At 64.0% G+C, this 14,772-nt stretch carries 16 protein-coding genes; 7 read left to right on the top strand and 9 right to left on the bottom strand.

Annotation, left to right across the window (positions count from 1 at the left end; genetic code table 11):
* Positions 1-205: 205 nt before the first annotated feature.
* Positions 206-1,573, bottom strand: a complete 1,368-nt coding sequence (purB, locus tag XdyCFBP7245_RS00315) for an adenylosuccinate lyase (RefSeq protein WP_104613886.1) — start codon at positions 1,571-1,573, stop codon at positions 206-208.
* 35 nt (positions 1,574-1,608) lie between these two features.
* Positions 1,609-2,931, bottom strand: a complete 1,323-nt coding sequence (locus tag XdyCFBP7245_RS00310) for a hemolysin family protein (RefSeq protein WP_104613885.1) — start codon at positions 2,929-2,931, stop codon at positions 1,609-1,611.
* Positions 2,932-3,218: 287 nt separating this feature from the next.
* On the opposite strand from XdyCFBP7245_RS00310, the gene XdyCFBP7245_RS00305 reads away from it, so the two are divergent.
* Positions 3,219-4,625, top strand: coding sequence for a class II fumarate hydratase (locus tag XdyCFBP7245_RS00305; protein ID WP_104613884.1), 1,407 nt, complete (start codon positions 3,219-3,221; stop codon positions 4,623-4,625).
* Between the two features lie 149 nt (positions 4,626-4,774).
* Here XdyCFBP7245_RS00305 and XdyCFBP7245_RS00300 read toward each other — a convergent pair whose 3' ends face one another.
* The 7 genes from XdyCFBP7245_RS00300 to XdyCFBP7245_RS00270 form a co-directional block, all read right to left on the bottom strand.
* Positions 4,775-5,197 carry a hypothetical protein gene (locus XdyCFBP7245_RS00300; RefSeq protein ID WP_104613883.1) on the bottom strand — a complete coding sequence of 141 codons (423 nt, stop codon included), beginning with the start codon at positions 5,195-5,197 and terminating at the stop codon, positions 4,775-4,777.
* A gap of 206 nt (positions 5,198-5,403) precedes the next feature.
* Positions 5,404-5,937 carry a DUF2884 family protein gene (locus XdyCFBP7245_RS00295; RefSeq protein ID WP_104613882.1) on the bottom strand — a complete coding sequence of 178 codons (534 nt, stop codon included), beginning with the start codon at positions 5,935-5,937 and terminating at the stop codon, positions 5,404-5,406.
* A gap of 32 nt (positions 5,938-5,969) precedes the next feature.
* Positions 5,970-6,794: a GIN domain-containing protein gene (locus tag XdyCFBP7245_RS00290; RefSeq protein WP_104613881.1), complete on the bottom strand. Its 825-nt coding sequence runs from the start codon at positions 6,792-6,794 to the stop codon at positions 5,970-5,972.
* A gap of 9 nt (positions 6,795-6,803) precedes the next feature.
* Positions 6,804-7,790, bottom strand: coding sequence for an ABC transporter permease (locus XdyCFBP7245_RS00285; RefSeq protein ID WP_104613880.1), 987 nt, complete (start codon positions 7,788-7,790; stop codon positions 6,804-6,806).
* A complete protein-coding gene (locus tag XdyCFBP7245_RS00280; protein ID WP_104613879.1) occupies positions 7,787-8,662 on the bottom strand; it encodes an ABC transporter ATP-binding protein in 876 nt (291 codons plus the stop codon). Before XdyCFBP7245_RS00280 ends, XdyCFBP7245_RS00285 begins: the two co-directional genes overlap by 4 nt.
* Positions 8,659-9,021: a GntR family transcriptional regulator gene (locus XdyCFBP7245_RS00275; RefSeq protein WP_005988451.1), complete on the bottom strand. Its 363-nt coding sequence runs from the start codon at positions 9,019-9,021 to the stop codon at positions 8,659-8,661. The genes XdyCFBP7245_RS00280 and XdyCFBP7245_RS00275 overlap by 4 nt, the downstream gene beginning before the upstream one ends.
* Positions 9,022-9,023: 2 nt before the next feature.
* Entirely contained in the window at positions 9,024-9,272 is a 249-nt protein-coding gene (locus XdyCFBP7245_RS00270) for a hypothetical protein (protein ID WP_055844822.1), read from the bottom strand.
* A gap of 135 nt (positions 9,273-9,407) precedes the next feature.
* Between XdyCFBP7245_RS00270 and XdyCFBP7245_RS00265 the strand changes: the two genes are divergently transcribed.
* The 6 genes from XdyCFBP7245_RS00265 (at position 9,408) to XdyCFBP7245_RS00240 (ending at position 14,660) form a co-directional block, all read left to right on the top strand.
* Entirely contained in the window at positions 9,408-9,965 is a 558-nt protein-coding gene (locus XdyCFBP7245_RS00265; protein ID WP_104613878.1) for a glutathione peroxidase, read from the top strand.
* Between the two features lie 90 nt (positions 9,966-10,055).
* A complete protein-coding gene (locus XdyCFBP7245_RS00260) occupies positions 10,056-11,027 on the top strand; it encodes an FKBP-type peptidyl-prolyl cis-trans isomerase (protein ID WP_104613877.1) in 972 nt (323 codons plus the stop codon).
* Positions 11,028-11,051: 24 nt separating this feature from the next.
* Positions 11,052-12,398 carry a UDP-glucose dehydrogenase family protein gene (locus XdyCFBP7245_RS00255; protein WP_104613876.1) on the top strand — a complete coding sequence of 449 codons (1,347 nt, stop codon included), beginning with the start codon at positions 11,052-11,054 and terminating at the stop codon, positions 12,396-12,398.
* A complete protein-coding gene (locus tag XdyCFBP7245_RS00250) occupies positions 12,391-12,627 on the top strand; it encodes a SlyX family protein (RefSeq protein ID WP_024939344.1) in 237 nt (78 codons plus the stop codon). Before XdyCFBP7245_RS00255 ends, XdyCFBP7245_RS00250 begins: the two co-directional genes overlap by 8 nt.
* A gap of 18 nt (positions 12,628-12,645) precedes the next feature.
* Positions 12,646-13,383 (top strand): DUF2058 domain-containing protein, encoded by a 738-nt coding sequence (locus tag XdyCFBP7245_RS00245; protein WP_342352078.1) that lies wholly within the window; start codon positions 12,646-12,648, stop codon positions 13,381-13,383.
* A gap of 428 nt (positions 13,384-13,811) precedes the next feature.
* Complete coding sequence (locus XdyCFBP7245_RS00240; protein ID WP_104613874.1) at positions 13,812-14,660, top strand: transporter; 849 nt, start codon at positions 13,812-13,814, stop codon at positions 14,658-14,660.
* The last annotated feature ends 112 nt before the right edge of the window (positions 14,661-14,772 follow it).

Below are 14,772 nucleotides of genomic sequence, written 5' to 3'. Positions count from 1 at the left end.
CCGACAATGGCCGCGCCCGCTTGGCGTGGTGCGGCCGATGGTGTTCCCGCTTAGGCAAGCGTTGAACGCATTTTCCACGTGCTGTCGATCAACAATCGAAGCACTCTTCACTACGCGCACGTGCTTGATCTTCAGCGTGGGAGGTCGCCGCATGTGAGCGAAATGCCGGGCCCACTCGGCACGCCTGACGTTGTTGAGAGCGTTCTTAGATCGCGCGCGCCAGCTGCTCGGCCAGGCCGGTGTAGCCGCCCGGGGTGAGCGTACGCAGCCGCTGCTTGTCCTCGTCGGGCAGCTCCAGGCTTTCCACGAAGGCCTGCATCGAGGCGGCGGTGATGCCGTGGCCGCGCGTCAATGCCTTCAATTGTTCGTACGGGTTGGGCAGGCCGTGGCGGCGCATCACCGTCTGCACGGCTTCGGCCAGTACTTCCCAGGCCGCGTCCAGATCGGCATCCAGGCGCTGCGGATTGACGGTCAGCTTGCCCAGGCCCTTGGCCAGCGAATCCAGCGCCACCTGGGTGTGACCGAACGCGGTGCCCAGCGCGCGCAGCACGGTGGAATCGGTGAGATCGCGCTGCCAGCGGCTGATCGGCAGCTTGGCCGAGAAGTGCTCGAACAATGCGTTGGCAATGCCGAAATTGCCTTCGGCATTTTCAAAGTCGATCGGGTTGACCTTGTGCGGCATCGTGGACGAGCCGACTTCGCCTTCTTTCAACTTTTGCTTGAAATACCCCAGCGAGATGTAGCCCCAGATATCGCGCGACAGGTCGATCAGGATGGTGTTGGCGCGACGCGTGGCGTCGCCGATTTCGGCCACGTTGTCGTGCGGCTCGATCTGGGTGGTGTAGGGGTTGAACACCAGGCCCAGGCTCTCCACAAACCGCTGCGCGAATGCGGCCCAGTCCAGCTGCGGGTACGACACCAGGTGCGCGTTGTAGTTGCCCACCGCGCCGTTGATCTTTCCGGTGAGTTCCACCGCGGCGATCTGCTTGCGCTGGCGCTCCAGCCGCGCGACCACATTGGCGATTTCCTTGCCCAGCGTGGTGGGCGAGGCGGTCTGGCCGTGTGTGCGCGAGAGCATCGGTTGCGCGGCCTGCGCGTGCGCCAGGCTGCGCAATGTTGCGGCCAGGCCGTCCAGCGTGGGCAGCAGCACGTCGCGGCGCGCCTGCTCCAGCATCAAGCCGTAGCTGAGGTTGTTGATGTCTTCGCTGGTGCAGGCGAAGTGCACGAACTCCAGTGCCGGGCCCAGTTCGGCATCGTCCTTGAGCTGTTCCTTGATGAAGTACTCCACCGCCTTGACGTCATGGTTGGTGGTGCGTTCGATCTCCTTCACCCGCCCGGCATGGGTCACGCTGAAGTCGTCGGCCAGCGCACGCAGACGCTGGCTGGCGGCGGCCGAAAACGGCGCCAGTTCGGCGATGCCCGGCTCGGCGGCCAGCGCCAGCAACCATTCGATCTCGACCTTGACCCGCGCCCTGATCAGGCCGTATTCGGAAAAGATCGGGCGCAGCGCATCCACCTTGGAGGCGTAGCGGCCGTCGAGCGGGGACAGGGCGAGCAGGGCGGAATCCGACATGGGGAGGGCACTGGGAAGCTGGCGGGGCCGATATTCTACGCCGCCCCTACGCCCGCTTCGCCCACCGGCCGCACCGTCACCGCCTGGATGCGGTGGCCGGCCATGCGCCGTACGATCAGCGCGTGGCCGTCCAGTTCCAGGGTTTCGCCTTCTTCTGGCAGCCGCTGCAGCTGATGCACGATCAGCCCGCCGACCGAATTGATATGGTCCGGGGCGCTCAGGTCCTGGCCCAGCAAGCGTTCCAGGCGGAAGATCGAGGTGCTGCCGGCGACCAGCAGCGAGCCGTCCTGGCTGCGCACCGGAGCGTCGCGCACCACATGGCGGTGCTCGTCCTCGATCTCGCCGACCACCACTTCCAGCAGGTCTTCCAGGGTAAAGAAGCCCAGGATGCGGCCTTCGTCCTCCACGCACAGCGCCAGATGGGTGGTACCGGTGCGGAACTGCTCCAGCGCGCTGGGGATGGGGGTTTCCAGCGGCAACAGGGTGGGTGGACGCAGCAACGGACGCAGGTCGTCCAGGTCCTGGCCGCGCGCCATCGCCACCAGCAAATCCTTGGTATGCAGGATGCCCAGCACCTGTTCGCCATCGGCGTCGAACCAGGGGTAGCGGCTGTAGCGCGACTCGCTGAATTCGGCCAGCACCGCGTCCAGGTTCATGCCCTCGCGCAAGCTGCGCATATGCTCGCGGGGGCGCATCAGGTCGCCGGCCACCAGATCCGGCAGTTCCAGCGCATGGCTCATCAGCGTCAACCCATGATCGGCGGTGGGCGCGTTGGGGTCCTGGCGCCCGACGATCAGCTTGAGTTCTTCGCGCGAATAGCGGTGCGACTGGTGCTCCACATCGCCCCAGCCCAGCAGGCGCAGCAGCCGGTTGGCGCTGGTGTTGAGTACCCAGATTGCCGGGTACATCGCCCAGTAAAAAACGTACAACGGCGCGGCCGTCCACAACGACATGCGCTCCGGGCGCCGGATCGCCATGGTCTTGGGCGCCAGTTCGCCCAGCACGATGTGCAGGAACGAAATCAGGCTGAAGGCGATTGCCAGGGCGGTGAACTGCGCAGCGTCCTCGGACATGCCCAGCACATCGAACAACGGCTGCAGCAGATGCGCGAATGCAGGTTCGCCGACCCAGCCCAATCCCAGCGATGCCAGGGTGATGCCGAGCTGGCATGCCGACAGATACGCATCCAGATGCGCGTGCACCCCCAGCAGCAGACGCCCGCGCCAGCCATGGGTCTGTGCCAGCCCCACCGCCTGGGTGTCCCGCAGTTTGACCAGGGCGAATTCGGCGGCAACGAAGAATCCGTTCAACAGCACCAGCAACAGCGCGACGATCAACAGCAGCACATTACCGAGCATGGTCGCCTCCGCGCGTTGCAGGTGCGGCGGGTGAATGCATCAATGCAGGCATTTGCGTGGTGGTGCGGGGTGCAGCGAAGCAGCGCGCGCGCAGTGCGTTTCTACAGTCAGGGTCGTCGCCCATGGCGGCGTGGTACCTCGTATGGATCAGCAGTGAGTCTAGTCCACGCGCCGCGATGACATCGTTGCAACGCTGACAGCGAGTATCGTAGTGACCCTCGCAAGCGTGGGTGCGCCCGCTGCCAGCCATTGCGTCACCACAATCCAACACTGTGCGGAGAAGACAGATGAGCGAACGTTTCAGGACCGAACACGACAGCATGGGCGAATTGCAGGTGCCCGCCGATGCGTTATGGGGCGCGCAGACCCAGCGCGCCGTGCAGAATTTTCCGGTGTCTGGTCAGCCGATGCCGCGCGGCTTCATTCGCGCGCTGGGGTTGATCAAGGCCGCCGCCGCCGGTGTCAATGCCGAGCTCGGGCTGTTGCCGAAGTCGATCAGCAAGACCGTGCAGGCCGCGGCATTGCAGGTCGCCGACGGCACGCATGACGCGCAGTTTCCGATCGATGTGTATCAGACCGGCTCGGGTACCTCGTCCAACATGAATGCCAACGAGGTGATTGCCACACTGGCCACGCGCGCCGGCAAGGACGCGGTGCATCCCAACGATCACGTCAATCTCGGCCAGAGTTCCAACGATGTGGTGCCCACCGCGATCCGTGTGTCGGCGTTGCTTGCGGTGCAGGAACACCTGCAGCCGGCGCTCAAGCATCTGCGCAAGACCATCGACAAGCGCGCCAGGTCGCTGGACAAGATCGTCAAGACCGGCCGGACGCATTTGATGGATGCGATGCCGCTGACGTTCGGGCAGGAATTCGGGGCTTGGTCTGCGCAATTGCGTTCGGCGCAGGACCGGCTCGACGATGCGCTCAAGCGGCTGCGCCGTCTGCCGCTGGGCGGCACCGCGATCGGGACCGGCGTCAACGCCGACCCACGCTTCGGCGGCAAGGTGGCCAAGGCTCTGTCGAGCCTGAGCGGCGCCAAGTTCGAGAGCGCGGAAAACAAGTTCGAAGGCCTGGCCGCGCAGGACGATGCGGTGGAATTGTCCGGCCAGCTCAACGCGCTGGCGGTGGCGCTGATCAAGATCGCCAACGATCTGCGCTGGATGAACGCCGGCCCGTTGGCGGGCCTGGGCGAGATCGAATTGCCGGCGCTGCAGCCGGGCAGCTCGATCATGCCGGGCAAGGTCAACCCGGTGATTCCCGAGGCGACCGTGATGGCCTGCGCGCAGGTCATCGGCCACCACACCGCGATCACCGTGGCGGGGCAGACCGGCAACTTCCAGTTGAACGTGACGCTGCCGTTGATCGCATACAACCTGCTGGATTCGATCACCCTGCTGGGCAACGTGTCGCGCCTGTTGGCCGATACCGCCATCGCCGGATTGAAGGTGCGTCAGGACCGCGTGCGCGAGGCATTGGACCGCAATCCGATCCTGGTCACCGCACTCAACCCGATCATCGGGTACGAAAAAGCCGCAGCCATCGCCAAGCGCGCCTACAAGGAACAACGCCCCGTGCTGGAGGTGGCGCTGGAAGACAGCGGGCTCAGCGAAGCGGACCTGCGCCGTTTGCTGGATCCTGCTGCACTGACGCGTGGTGGCATCCAGGCCGGAAGCAGTGGCGGCGGTGGCTGATCACCGCAATGTGCGTGTGTGCGTAGGAGCGCACCTGGGCGCGATGGGGGCGTTGTCGATAAAGCCCCGTCGCGCTCGGGCGCGCTCCTATCCTGGGTTCTAGCCTTCCGTTCTTGCGAATCAGCGTTTTCGCGCGGCTTCGCTAATACTCAGTGCCGCTCGGCCTGCACGTTGCCGAAACTTTCGCGGTACGGCTGCAGCGACGGGATTTCATCCAGCAATTCGTTGCTGAGCGTTTGGATCTCCGGCGTGGCGGTCAGCTTGATCGACTTGTACTCGGGGTCCGCGCCAGCGGCATTGACGGCCTGCTGGCGCAGCATCTGCAAATGCCCGAACAGCAACTGCAGCTTGGCGCGGGTCGGTTCCTTCTGCGGCAGCGCGATATCGTCGATCTTGAGCGTGCCGTCGGGCGTGATTTCCGCATTGGCAGCCGGCGGGCGGCGGATCATCACCGACTGGGTGGTGATGGCAACGCGCGGCTTGCCGCGTTCGGCGCGACGGGACGACTGGTCGCCACAGGCGGCAAGGGTGCACAGCAGCAGCGCCATGCAGAGCATCACGAACTTGTTCATGGGGTCGATCGGTCGTGGGAAGCGTCTAGTGTAATCCGCCCCCGCGCTATCGATCAGCGCGGCGGCCAGCCGGACCGGCTGACAAAATGTCGCAGGTCCCGCCTCTGCGCCATGGCGTGCGCCCAAAAACCGCATGATCCCGCGCGTCTTTGGGTTGCTGACAGCCGCTGCACTTGTCGGCGACGACGCAGCTGCTGTGGCCCCCGTCATTCTTTACGGCAATCGTCGACGTCGTGCTGGGTGAGGGTGGAGTAAGGCGCAAACGCCGGCACCAGCTGCACGGCGGCGTCCTGGGCGGTGCGTAGCTTGCCCAGCTGGTCGCAGATGCGCAGGGCGTTTTGCTTGAAGGCTTCGCCGTCGGCCTGGATCTTGTCGCCCATCTTCTCCACGTTGCCGCTGAGCACGCCCTTGAGCGCTTCGCCCGCGGCATGCGCACCGAACGCGGCGCCCTGCGTGCCGATGTCGATGCCCTTGTTGGCCACCGCGTGCACCTGCGCGTAATAGCCGCGCATTGCCTGGCGCTGTGCATCGTTCAGGGCCACCGGCTTGCCCCCGATGCTGAGCGTGCCATCCATGCCGATGGTGGCAGCAGGCAAGGTGTCGCGCTTGAGCGTCAGGCGCTTGCCATCGAACGTCACGCCGCTGCCCTGGATGTGCGCCGAGCCGTCGACGGCGACCTCTGGCCTGCCGCAGCCAACCAGCAGTGCACCGACCAACACCGCAGAGAGAAATGATTTCATCAGCAGTCCCCTTCGAATCGTGGATGAAGTGATCAGCGCTCGCCCGGCACGCGCGTGGTGCCGGCGACGTCCTTGACATTGATATCGCCGCTGCCATTGCGTGCAACGCTCACATCGCCGCTCACTTTACGCACGTTGAGCGTGCCGGAATTGATCGCCTCGACGGTGATGTTTCCCCGCACGCCGTTGAGCTCCATATCGCCGGACCCGATCGTGCCGACCTTGATGCTGCCGGCCACATCGCGCAGCGTGACGTCGCCCGAGCCCACCTTGCCGATCTCCGCCGCCCCGTGGATCTGCTTGGCCTTCAGATCGCCCGAGCCCACGGCCAGGACACGGAGCGCGCCGATGTCTTCCATTTCGATGTCGCCCGAGCCCACCTTGGCGGTGACTCGCCCTTTGCTATGGCGAATGGCCACATCGCCGGAGCCGACATCCGCACTCACTGCAGCGGCGCCGGTGATGTCGGCATCGCCGGAGCCCACATCCAACTGCACCAGCAGGTGATTGGGCACGCTGCCGCGCAGGTCCAGATACGAATAGTTTTCGCCGACGGACATACGCAGCAGGCGGTCGTCCGCCAGCGTCACCACCAGCCGGTCGCCAACCCGCTTCTGGGTGACGGTCAGGCTCTTGAGCCCATCGGCCTTGGCCGCACAGGCGCGGCCGTGCAGACGGCTGCCACTGCCGGGCGCCGCGTCCAGGTGCAGGTCGTTGGAACCGACGTCGAACAACACCGATTTCACTCCCGCAAGCTGCAGCTCCAGGCTGCGTGGCTCGGAGAATTTGCACTGCTCCTCGGCCACTGCGGTGCCGGGCAATGCGAACAGGATGGCCAGGGTCAAAGGCAGGCGCATGGGGTGTCCTCAGGCTTCGGAGCGCCGACGGCGCAGATAGATGGAAGCGGCGATCAGCGCGATGCCGATGGCGGCACCGATCCAGATGTCGGGGTCGCCATAGACCCGCGAACTGTCGGTGTGCTGCAACGCCCATTGCACCAGGTCGCTGGGGTTCTTCATCGCGCTGCTATCCAGGTTGCCGCTGACGGCAAGCGGCGACCACGTGCCTGGCAGGGCGCTGAGCAGGCCGCGATAGCCAACGATGTACCAGATGTCGCCAATCGGCAGCGACACGCCAGGCATCGCTGCCAGAATGCTCAACATCACGCAGGCCAGTAGCGGAAACAGCACTGCCCACAGGAACGGCTTGCTGCCGGCCCAGGCCGAGCAGAACATCAGCCAGCCGATGGTCGGCAACGACCACAACAGGCTCATCGGCACGGTCTTCAACAGCAGCCACAGCAACGCGAACGGATGCGAGTGGGTGGCCATCGCCCAGGGGCTGGGCACGCCTGCGATCGATGCGCCAACGATGGCGATCAACCATAACGCCAGGCCGACCGCCGTCCCGATCACGATGGAAATCAGCGGCGCCAGCAGCAAGGCCCAGGCGGCCTTGGACAATACGGTCTGTACGTCGGACACCGGCAACGATTTCCAGAACAGCACGCTGCGGTCGCGTCGATCGTCGTAAAGGCTGCCAAGCGCGTAGAAGAACACCACGAACGCCAGGACCACCGAGGCGATGCCGATGCCGCCGAGCAGCAGTCCATCGCCGACCTGGCCCAGGGTGCGCGTGTATTCGGCCAGATCGTCCATCCGGATGCTGTCGCCGGTCATGTTGCGACGTGCGCTGATCGCGCCGATCACCGCGCCCAGCAGCGCAAAGAACACCGCGATGCCGCCGGTGATCACCTGCGCCCAGACGAAGCCGCCGCGGTGTTCCCAGTATTCGCGTTTGAGCAGCCAGCCGAAGGTACGGGCAGGCGATGCGTGGTTGGTCATGGCATTCATGCGTAGGTCCCCTTCATGACGGCAACAAACAGGTCGGCCAGGCCGGGATTGCGGGTTTCGCCGAAGCGGGCGAGCTGATCCTTGGGTACGCCATCGAACAGCATCACGGTCTTGCCGAAGGGCAGGGCGCGTTCGTCGATCGGGGTCAGGGCGCGCGCAGTCTCCAGGTGTTCGGTACCGACCAGCACTTCGGTGTAGCGCTGCGCCACGTCTTCCATGTCGGCGGTGAGTACGATGCGGCCGTCGCGGATGAACATCACATCAGTGAGGATGTGTTCGATCTCTTCGACCTGGTGGGTGGTGACCATGATGGTCTTCTGCTCGTCGAAGTAATCCTCCAGCAAGCGCTGGTAGAACTGCTTGCGATACAGGATGTCCAGGCCCAGCGTGGGCTCGTCCAGCACCAGGATGCGCGCATCGATGGCCATCACCAGCGCCAGATGCAGCTGCACGATCATGCCCTTGGACAACTCGCGGACCCGCGATTTGCGATTGAGCTGGGTGTTGGCCAAAAAGCGCTCGCACTTGGCGCGATCAAAACGCGGATGCACGCCCGCCACGAAGTCGATCGCTTCGCCCACCCGCAACCAGCGCGGCAACACCGCCACGTCGGCGATGAAGCAGACCTCGTTCATCAGCGCGTTGCGCTCGGTGCGCGGGTCCATGCCAAGCACCTTCAAGTCGCCGTCGAAGTCGGTCAGGCCCAGCACGGCCTTGAGCGCGGTGGTCTTGCCGGCACCGTTGGGGCCGATCAATCCGACGATGCGGCCGGGGGCGATGGTGAAGCTGGTGTTGTCCAGCGCCAGCCGATGTTTGTAGGCCTTGCGCAGGCCACGTGCGTCGACGACATGGTCGGTGGAGACGGCGGTCATGGTGTTTTCCCCTGTGGCAACAGATCGTCGATGGACAGGCCCAGGCGCTGGATGCGTTCCAGTACCGCCGGCCATTCTTCGTTCAAGAAGCGGTCGCGTTCGCTTCCGCGCAGCTTCTGTGCGGCTTCCGGGGTCATGAACATGCCCAGACCGCGGCGTTTTTCCACCAGGTTCTCGTCGGCCAACTCCTGGTAGGCGCGCGAGACGGTGATGGGATTGAGTTGGTAGTCCGCCGCCACCTGGCGCACCGAAGGCAGGGCGTCGCCGGGTTTGAGGATTCCATCGAGCATCATGGCAATGACCCGTTCCTTGAGTTGGCGGTAGATGGGAGCGCCGTCGCTCCATTGGATGTCGTTCATGGTCAGCTCCGTGGACGCAGAACCTGCGCGAAGGAGAAATAGGGCATCGACAGCGAAGCGCGCAGGTGCCGGCCAGGCCGGGTGCGCTCCTCGGGGGGAGTTGTCGCGTTTTCCGTAACCGCCTCCGACACGCCATAATCGGCGCCGGACTCCGTGACCTGACTGGAAGCGGCTCCCAGCCAACCAATGGCAAACAGGGTGCTGCCGAACAGCAACAGCGGAACTGGTCGCGTGACACGTGTGCTGTTCATGCTTTCCCCCTGCGTTGGATGACTGGTGTTGTATTAAACTATAACACCGACACGCAGGCAGTCAACTGTCTGTCACACCCAACTGATGGCACCCTGCGCAAAACCGGGTGCCGCATCATCTTCGAGGGCCTGCCAATGCTGCTCAAACGTTTATTGGTCGTTGTATTTGCTGGCTTTTTTGCCAGCTCCGCGCTGGCCGCCACGGCGCCGTTGCTGGATCTGGACTACCGCCCGCTGGCCGGCAAGGCGCCAATCAACCTGAACCGGAGTTACGGCGGCAAGGTGGTGATGGTGGTCAATACCGCCAGCAAATGCGGATACACGCCGCAGTACGAAGGTCTGGAAGCGCTCAACCAACGCTTCGCCAGCCGCGGGTTTGCGGTGCTGGGCTTTCCATCCAACGATTTCCAGGGACAGGAACCCGGATCTGAGAAGCAGATCCAGGAATTCTGCACGCTGACCTATGGCGTCAAGTTCCCGATGTTTGAGAAGGTGCACGTGCTGGGCAAGGATGCGACGCCGCTGTATCAGCGGTTGACGCAGGCAACGGGCGTGGCGCCGGGTTGGAACTTCCACAAGTATTTGATTAGTCGCGATGGGCGGGTGGTGGCGCAGTTCCCCAGCAAGATCAAACCGGACGATCCGAGCGTGCTGGCTGCGATCGAACGCGAGCTCAATGCGCCGTCGCGCTGAGCGCGGCTCTCGCAACGCCGCGTGCGCATGCGACAATGCGTGTTCAGCGCCGTCGGTGGCGTGTCTTTTCACTTTCGGGAAGTGCATCGAATGAAGATGGGAAAGCGCGGCGCGGCGGCGTCGCTACTGATGGTGGCAATGACGGCTTCGATGCCGGCGATGTCGCAGCAACCGGCCGCAGCGGCCACCAAGGAGAAGCCAGTTTTGAATGCATCGTCTGAGAAGAGCACGCGCGACAACGTCAGCTACGCCATCGGTATGGACGTGGCGCGCTCGTTCGAGCCGATTGCCCAGGACATCGATCTGAGCGCCATGCAACGCGCCATCGAAAATGCATTCAAGGGTGGCAAGCCGCTGTTGTCCGACGAGCAGACTCAGGCCACCGATACCGCATTGCGCACCGCACTCGCTGCCCGTAACGGCCAGCAGGTGCCGGGCATGGCGCCGGGTTCCACGCCGGCCACCCCGTCCAAGGAAAATGTCGGCCTGATGCTCGGCGACCGCGCTGTCGGCCCGTCGCTGGCAGGCATCAAGGACGAGATCGATCTGTCGACCCTGATGGAAGCGGTGCGTACCGTGTTCGCCAAGGGCACCACGCGTCTGACCCAGCAGGAAGCGGCCGCCACCATGCAGGCCTTCGCTTCTGCCAAGCAGGGCGCTGCCGGCGCGAAGAATCGCGAAGAAGGCAACGCCTTCCTTGCCAAGAACAAAACCGAAAAAGGCGTGATCACCACCGCGTCCGGCCTGCAGTACATGGTGCTGCGCCAGGGCAGCGGCGAACGCCCGATGCGGACCAGCAAAGTGCGCGTGAACTACGAAGGCAAGCTGCTCAATGGGCAGGTCTTCGACAGTTCGTATCAGCGCGGCCAGCCGGCCGAGTTCGGTCTGGATCAAGTCATTCCCGGTTGGACCGAGGGCGTCGCCTTGATGCCGGTCGGTTCGAAATATCGTTTCTGGATTCCATCCAACTTGGCCTATGGCCCGAACGGCACGCAAGGGGGGCCGATCGGACCGGACGCAACGTTGACGTTCGATGTCGAACTGATGGGTATCCTTCCCTGATCCCCCACAGGAGTACCCCCACCCATGCGAGTTGCGATCTTTGGTACCGGCTATGTTGGTCTTGTCACCGGTACCTGTCTGGCGGAAGTAGGTCATCACGTTATCTGCGTGGATATCGACCAGGCGAAAGTTGATGGTCTCAATCGTGGGGTGATTCCCATCTATGAACCCGGCTTGGAGCCGATGGTGAAAGCCAACCACGCCTCTGGCCGGTTGCGCTTCACCAGCGACGCCGCCGAGGCGATTGCGCACGGCGAAATCACCTTTATCGCCGTAGGCACGCCGCCGGACGAAGATGGCAGTGCCGACCTGCAGTACGTGCTGGCGGTTGCACGCACTGTCGGTCGCCATATCGACGGCCCGTCGGTCGTGGTCAACAAGTCAACGGTGCCGGTCGGGACCGCCGACAAGGTGCGCGCGGCGATCCAGGAAGAGCTGGACGCACGTGGCGTGGACCATGAGTTCGATGTGGTTTCCAACCCCGAGTTCCTGAAAGAAGGCGATGCGGTGGCCGACTGCATGCGTCCGGACCGGATCGTGATCGGCGCCAAGAAGCCGGCTGCGATCGCACGCATGCGGCGTCTGTATGCCCCGTTCAATCGCAACCGCGATCGCATCGTGGAAATGGACGTGCGCTCGGCCGAGCTCACCAAGTACGCGGCCAACGCGATGCTGGCGACCAAGATCAGTTTCATGAACGAGATCGCCAATATCGCCGAGCGTGTCGGTGCGGACGTCGAGCACGTGCGTAACGGTATCGGCTCTGATCCGCGCATTGGCTGGCACTTCATCTATCCCGGTGCCGGTTACGGCGGCTCGTGCTTCCCGAAGGACGTGCAGGCGCTGGCCAAGACCGCAGAGCAGTACGGCATGCAGCCGACCCTGCTCAACGCGGTGGAAAGCGTCAACAACGCGCAGAAGGGGCACCTGTTCGAACTGGTGCAGCGTCATTACGGTGGCGAAGGCGGCAGCATCGCCGGCAAGACCTTCGCGGTGTGGGGCCTGGCGTTCAAGCCCAATACCGACGACATGCGTGCGGCTTCCAGCCGTCGTCTGATGGCGCAATTGTGGGAAGCCGGTGCCACCGTGCGTGCCTACGACCCGGAAGCCACGCACGAGGCCAAGCGCATCTTCGGCGAGCGCGACGACCTGACCTTCTGCGACGACGCCTTTTCTGCACTGGAAGGCGCCGACGCACTGGTTGTGGTCACCGAGTGGAAGCAATTCCGCAGCCCGGATTTCGGCAAGATCAAGCAGGCATTGAAGGACGACGTCGTGTTCGACGGCCGCAACCTGTATGACCCGCAGGAAATCGAAGCCGCCGGGCTGGCTTACTACGCCATCGGACGAGGCCGTTCGTTGCATGCATGAGCAACTCTCGCCGCGCGACCAGGAACTGGACGCGCGGTTGGTGGAACTGGAAACGCGCCTCTCCTTCCAGGAGCAGGCGCTCAACGAACTGAGTGAAGCGCTTGCGGACGCCCGTTTGACGGGCGCCCGCAACGCCGAACTGATCCGCCACCTGCTCGAGGATCTGGGCAAGGTGCGCTCCACGTTGTTTGCCGATGCAGCGGACGAACCGCCGCCTCCGCACTATTGATTGCAGATTGCCACCGCCATGAGCGATACCTTACGTGACCAGTTGCTTGGCCTGGGCTTCAAGTCCGCGCCCAAGCCCGAACGCAAACCCGACGCACGGTCTGCCGCGCGTCACCATGGCAACGGTGGCAAGCCCGCACCCGGCGGCAACCGGCCGGGTGGCCAGGGCAGGGGACCGCAGCGGCCACACGCCGCTGCGGCGACCGATGCAACCAGCGAACGTAAAAACGATGGCAGGCCCGACCGGCGGCATGATGGCAAGCCGGCAGCGTCGCCACGTCCGCAACATCCCAATGCCGACCGACGCGGCCCCAGGCCGGCGCGCACGCGCGAGGACATCGACCTGGCCAAGGCCTATGCGATTCGTGCGCAACGCGAAAAGGACGAGCGCATCGAAGCCGAGCGCGTGAAGCAGGAAGAAGCACGCCTGCGTCGCGAAGCCAAGGCCAAGCTCGAAGAGCTGCTCAAGGACAAAGGCCTGAACCAGGCCGATGCCGACATCGCTCGGCATTTCCCCTATGGCGGCAAGATCAAGCGCATCTATGTCACCGCCGATCAGCTCAAGGCGCTCAATGCCGGCGAGCTGGGCGTGCTGCAACTCAACGGGCGCTATCTGCTGGTGACCGCGCAGGTGCTCGCCGAAGCCGAATCCGTATTCGCACCGTCGGTGGCCCTGAAGGTGGACCCGAATGCACCGGCAGGCGACGACCCGTACGCCGATCCGAAGTATCAGGTGCCCGACGATCTGGTCTGGTGATGCCGTAATCCAGCGATAATGTGACACGTGGGCACCTGTCGGGTGCCTTTGTGTTTGCGGTGCTTTCGCGGGCCATGCAACGTTGGGTGCGCTTACGTCAAGCTGGCGCAGCCCGTTTCATAGCGTCTCGTGTACCGCGGTTGATCGCTGCACGCTGCATCTAGGGTCGGCCGAAAAATCGATCGCCGCCCAAGCCTGCCATCGACGCACTTTTGTAGGGCGACAAGTAACACGAATAGTCGCAATCACTTACCGAGGCCGAGCATTGCTGTGGATTTGCTTGGATTGCCGTTTCAGCGGCCTGTTGTGGACCAGCGTCGGGAGTACGCTCGCTATACAAGCTGGTCACGGCTGGGGCCGCACTATGCGCGCCATGACAGATTGGCGCACGCAGGCTTTCTGTCTGGTGCGTTGTTGCTCACTTCCCGATGGTGCCGCCTATGTCCATGCCCTCAAAATGTGTGAAGTCCTGCGCTAGCGAATCGGTTTCATCGGCCGCACCTGATGCGCTGCGTTTGCATGCCGGTCGCCTGGTTGCGTCGGCCGGCGTCGTGTTTGCGCTCTGCTGTGGTGTGAGTCCGCATGCATCTGCGCAGTCGCAAGACGCTCCGGCGTTCGACCGTCCCGGTATCCCGTTCGCTGCCGAGGTGCTGCAGCCCGGCGCATTCGCGTGGGAGCAGGGCTTGCCGGATGCCAGTACCGACCGTGCGGATGGTCAGCGCACAACGCTGTATACCGCCGACACGGTGCTGCGTTTTGGAGTATCCGAGCATGTGGAGCTGCAGCTGGGCAGCGACAGCTACAACTGGCAGCACGGCGGTGGTGCGCGTGTGCGCGGCGGCGGCGATAGCCATGTCGGGTTGAAGGTTGTCTTGCCGTCGCGATCGGAGAGTTTCCATTGGGCGGCACTGGGCACCTATCACGTGCCGACCGGCAGCCCCGCTTTCAGCGATGGCTATTCCCGCGAGCTCGGGGTGACTGCATCGTGGGATCTGGCGCAGCAGCGCGCGTTGGCGTTGTACGTCAATTATGCACGCGACAACGACGGGCACACCTGGACGTTTTCGCCCAACTACACGTTCTTCTCGGGCGAGCATTTCAGCAGTTATGTGGAAGCGGGCCTGGATACCGGTAGCGAGCATTCGCGTGTGGCCGGCGCCGGCGGCGCCTGGCAGCTACCGCATGCGATGCAGCTGGATGTCTCGGTGCTGCGCGGGTTGACCTCGGAAAGCCCGGATTGGCAGGGCGGGATCGGGGTGTCGATCGCCTTTCAGTAATCGGAAGTCGCAGTCCACCATCGCCGATGAGGTCGGTGGCGGCACTTGCGCACGGTGTCTGTGAGCTTGCTCATGCTGCACTGCCGCATGCATTGAAGGGCGGGAAAAGGCT

The organism is Xanthomonas dyei, from assembly GCF_002939865.1.
GTDB classification, from domain to species: Bacteria; Pseudomonadota; Gammaproteobacteria; order Xanthomonadales; family Xanthomonadaceae; genus Xanthomonas; species Xanthomonas dyei.
The sequence above is the reverse complement of the archived record's forward strand: the minus strand, read 5'-3'. Positions and strand labels throughout refer to the sequence as shown.

Excerpts from the sequence above, each read along its gene's own strand:
- XdyCFBP7245_RS00250 (WP_024939344.1), top strand. The coding sequence starts at position 12,391 with ATGCATGAGCAACTCTCGCCGCGCGACCAGGAACTGGACGCGCGGTTG.
- XdyCFBP7245_RS00310 (WP_104613885.1), bottom strand. The coding sequence starts at position 2,931 with ATGCTCGGTAATGTGCTGCTGTTGATCGTCGCGCTGTTGCTGGTGCTG.
- XdyCFBP7245_RS00270 (WP_055844822.1), bottom strand. The coding sequence starts at position 9,272 with ATGAACAGCACACGTGTCACGCGACCAGTTCCGCTGTTGCTGTTCGGC.
- XdyCFBP7245_RS00300 (WP_104613883.1), bottom strand. The coding sequence starts at position 5,197 with ATGAACAAGTTCGTGATGCTCTGCATGGCGCTGCTGCTGTGCACCCTT.
- XdyCFBP7245_RS00265 (WP_104613878.1), top strand. The coding sequence starts at position 9,408 with ATGCTGCTCAAACGTTTATTGGTCGTTGTATTTGCTGGCTTTTTTGCC.
- XdyCFBP7245_RS00275 (WP_005988451.1), bottom strand. The coding sequence starts at position 9,021 with ATGAACGACATCCAATGGAGCGACGGCGCTCCCATCTACCGCCAACTC.
- XdyCFBP7245_RS00295 (WP_104613882.1), bottom strand. The coding sequence starts at position 5,937 with ATGAAATCATTTCTCTCTGCGGTGTTGGTCGGTGCACTGCTGGTTGGC.
- XdyCFBP7245_RS00285 (WP_104613880.1), bottom strand. The coding sequence starts at position 7,790 with ATGAATGCCATGACCAACCACGCATCGCCTGCCCGTACCTTCGGCTGG.
- XdyCFBP7245_RS00305 (WP_104613884.1), top strand. The coding sequence starts at position 3,219 with ATGAGCGAACGTTTCAGGACCGAACACGACAGCATGGGCGAATTGCAG.
- XdyCFBP7245_RS00245 (WP_342352078.1), top strand. The coding sequence starts at position 12,646 with ATGAGCGATACCTTACGTGACCAGTTGCTTGGCCTGGGCTTCAAGTCC.
- purB (WP_104613886.1), bottom strand. The coding sequence starts at position 1,573 with ATGTCGGATTCCGCCCTGCTCGCCCTGTCCCCGCTCGACGGCCGCTAC.
- XdyCFBP7245_RS00280 (WP_104613879.1), bottom strand. The coding sequence starts at position 8,662 with ATGACCGCCGTCTCCACCGACCATGTCGTCGACGCACGTGGCCTGCGC.
- XdyCFBP7245_RS00255 (WP_104613876.1), top strand. The coding sequence starts at position 11,052 with ATGCGAGTTGCGATCTTTGGTACCGGCTATGTTGGTCTTGTCACCGGT.
- XdyCFBP7245_RS00290 (WP_104613881.1), bottom strand. The coding sequence starts at position 6,794 with ATGCGCCTGCCTTTGACCCTGGCCATCCTGTTCGCATTGCCCGGCACC.
- XdyCFBP7245_RS00240 (WP_104613874.1), top strand. The coding sequence starts at position 13,812 with ATGGTGCCGCCTATGTCCATGCCCTCAAAATGTGTGAAGTCCTGCGCT.
- XdyCFBP7245_RS00260 (WP_104613877.1), top strand. The coding sequence starts at position 10,056 with ATGAAGATGGGAAAGCGCGGCGCGGCGGCGTCGCTACTGATGGTGGCA.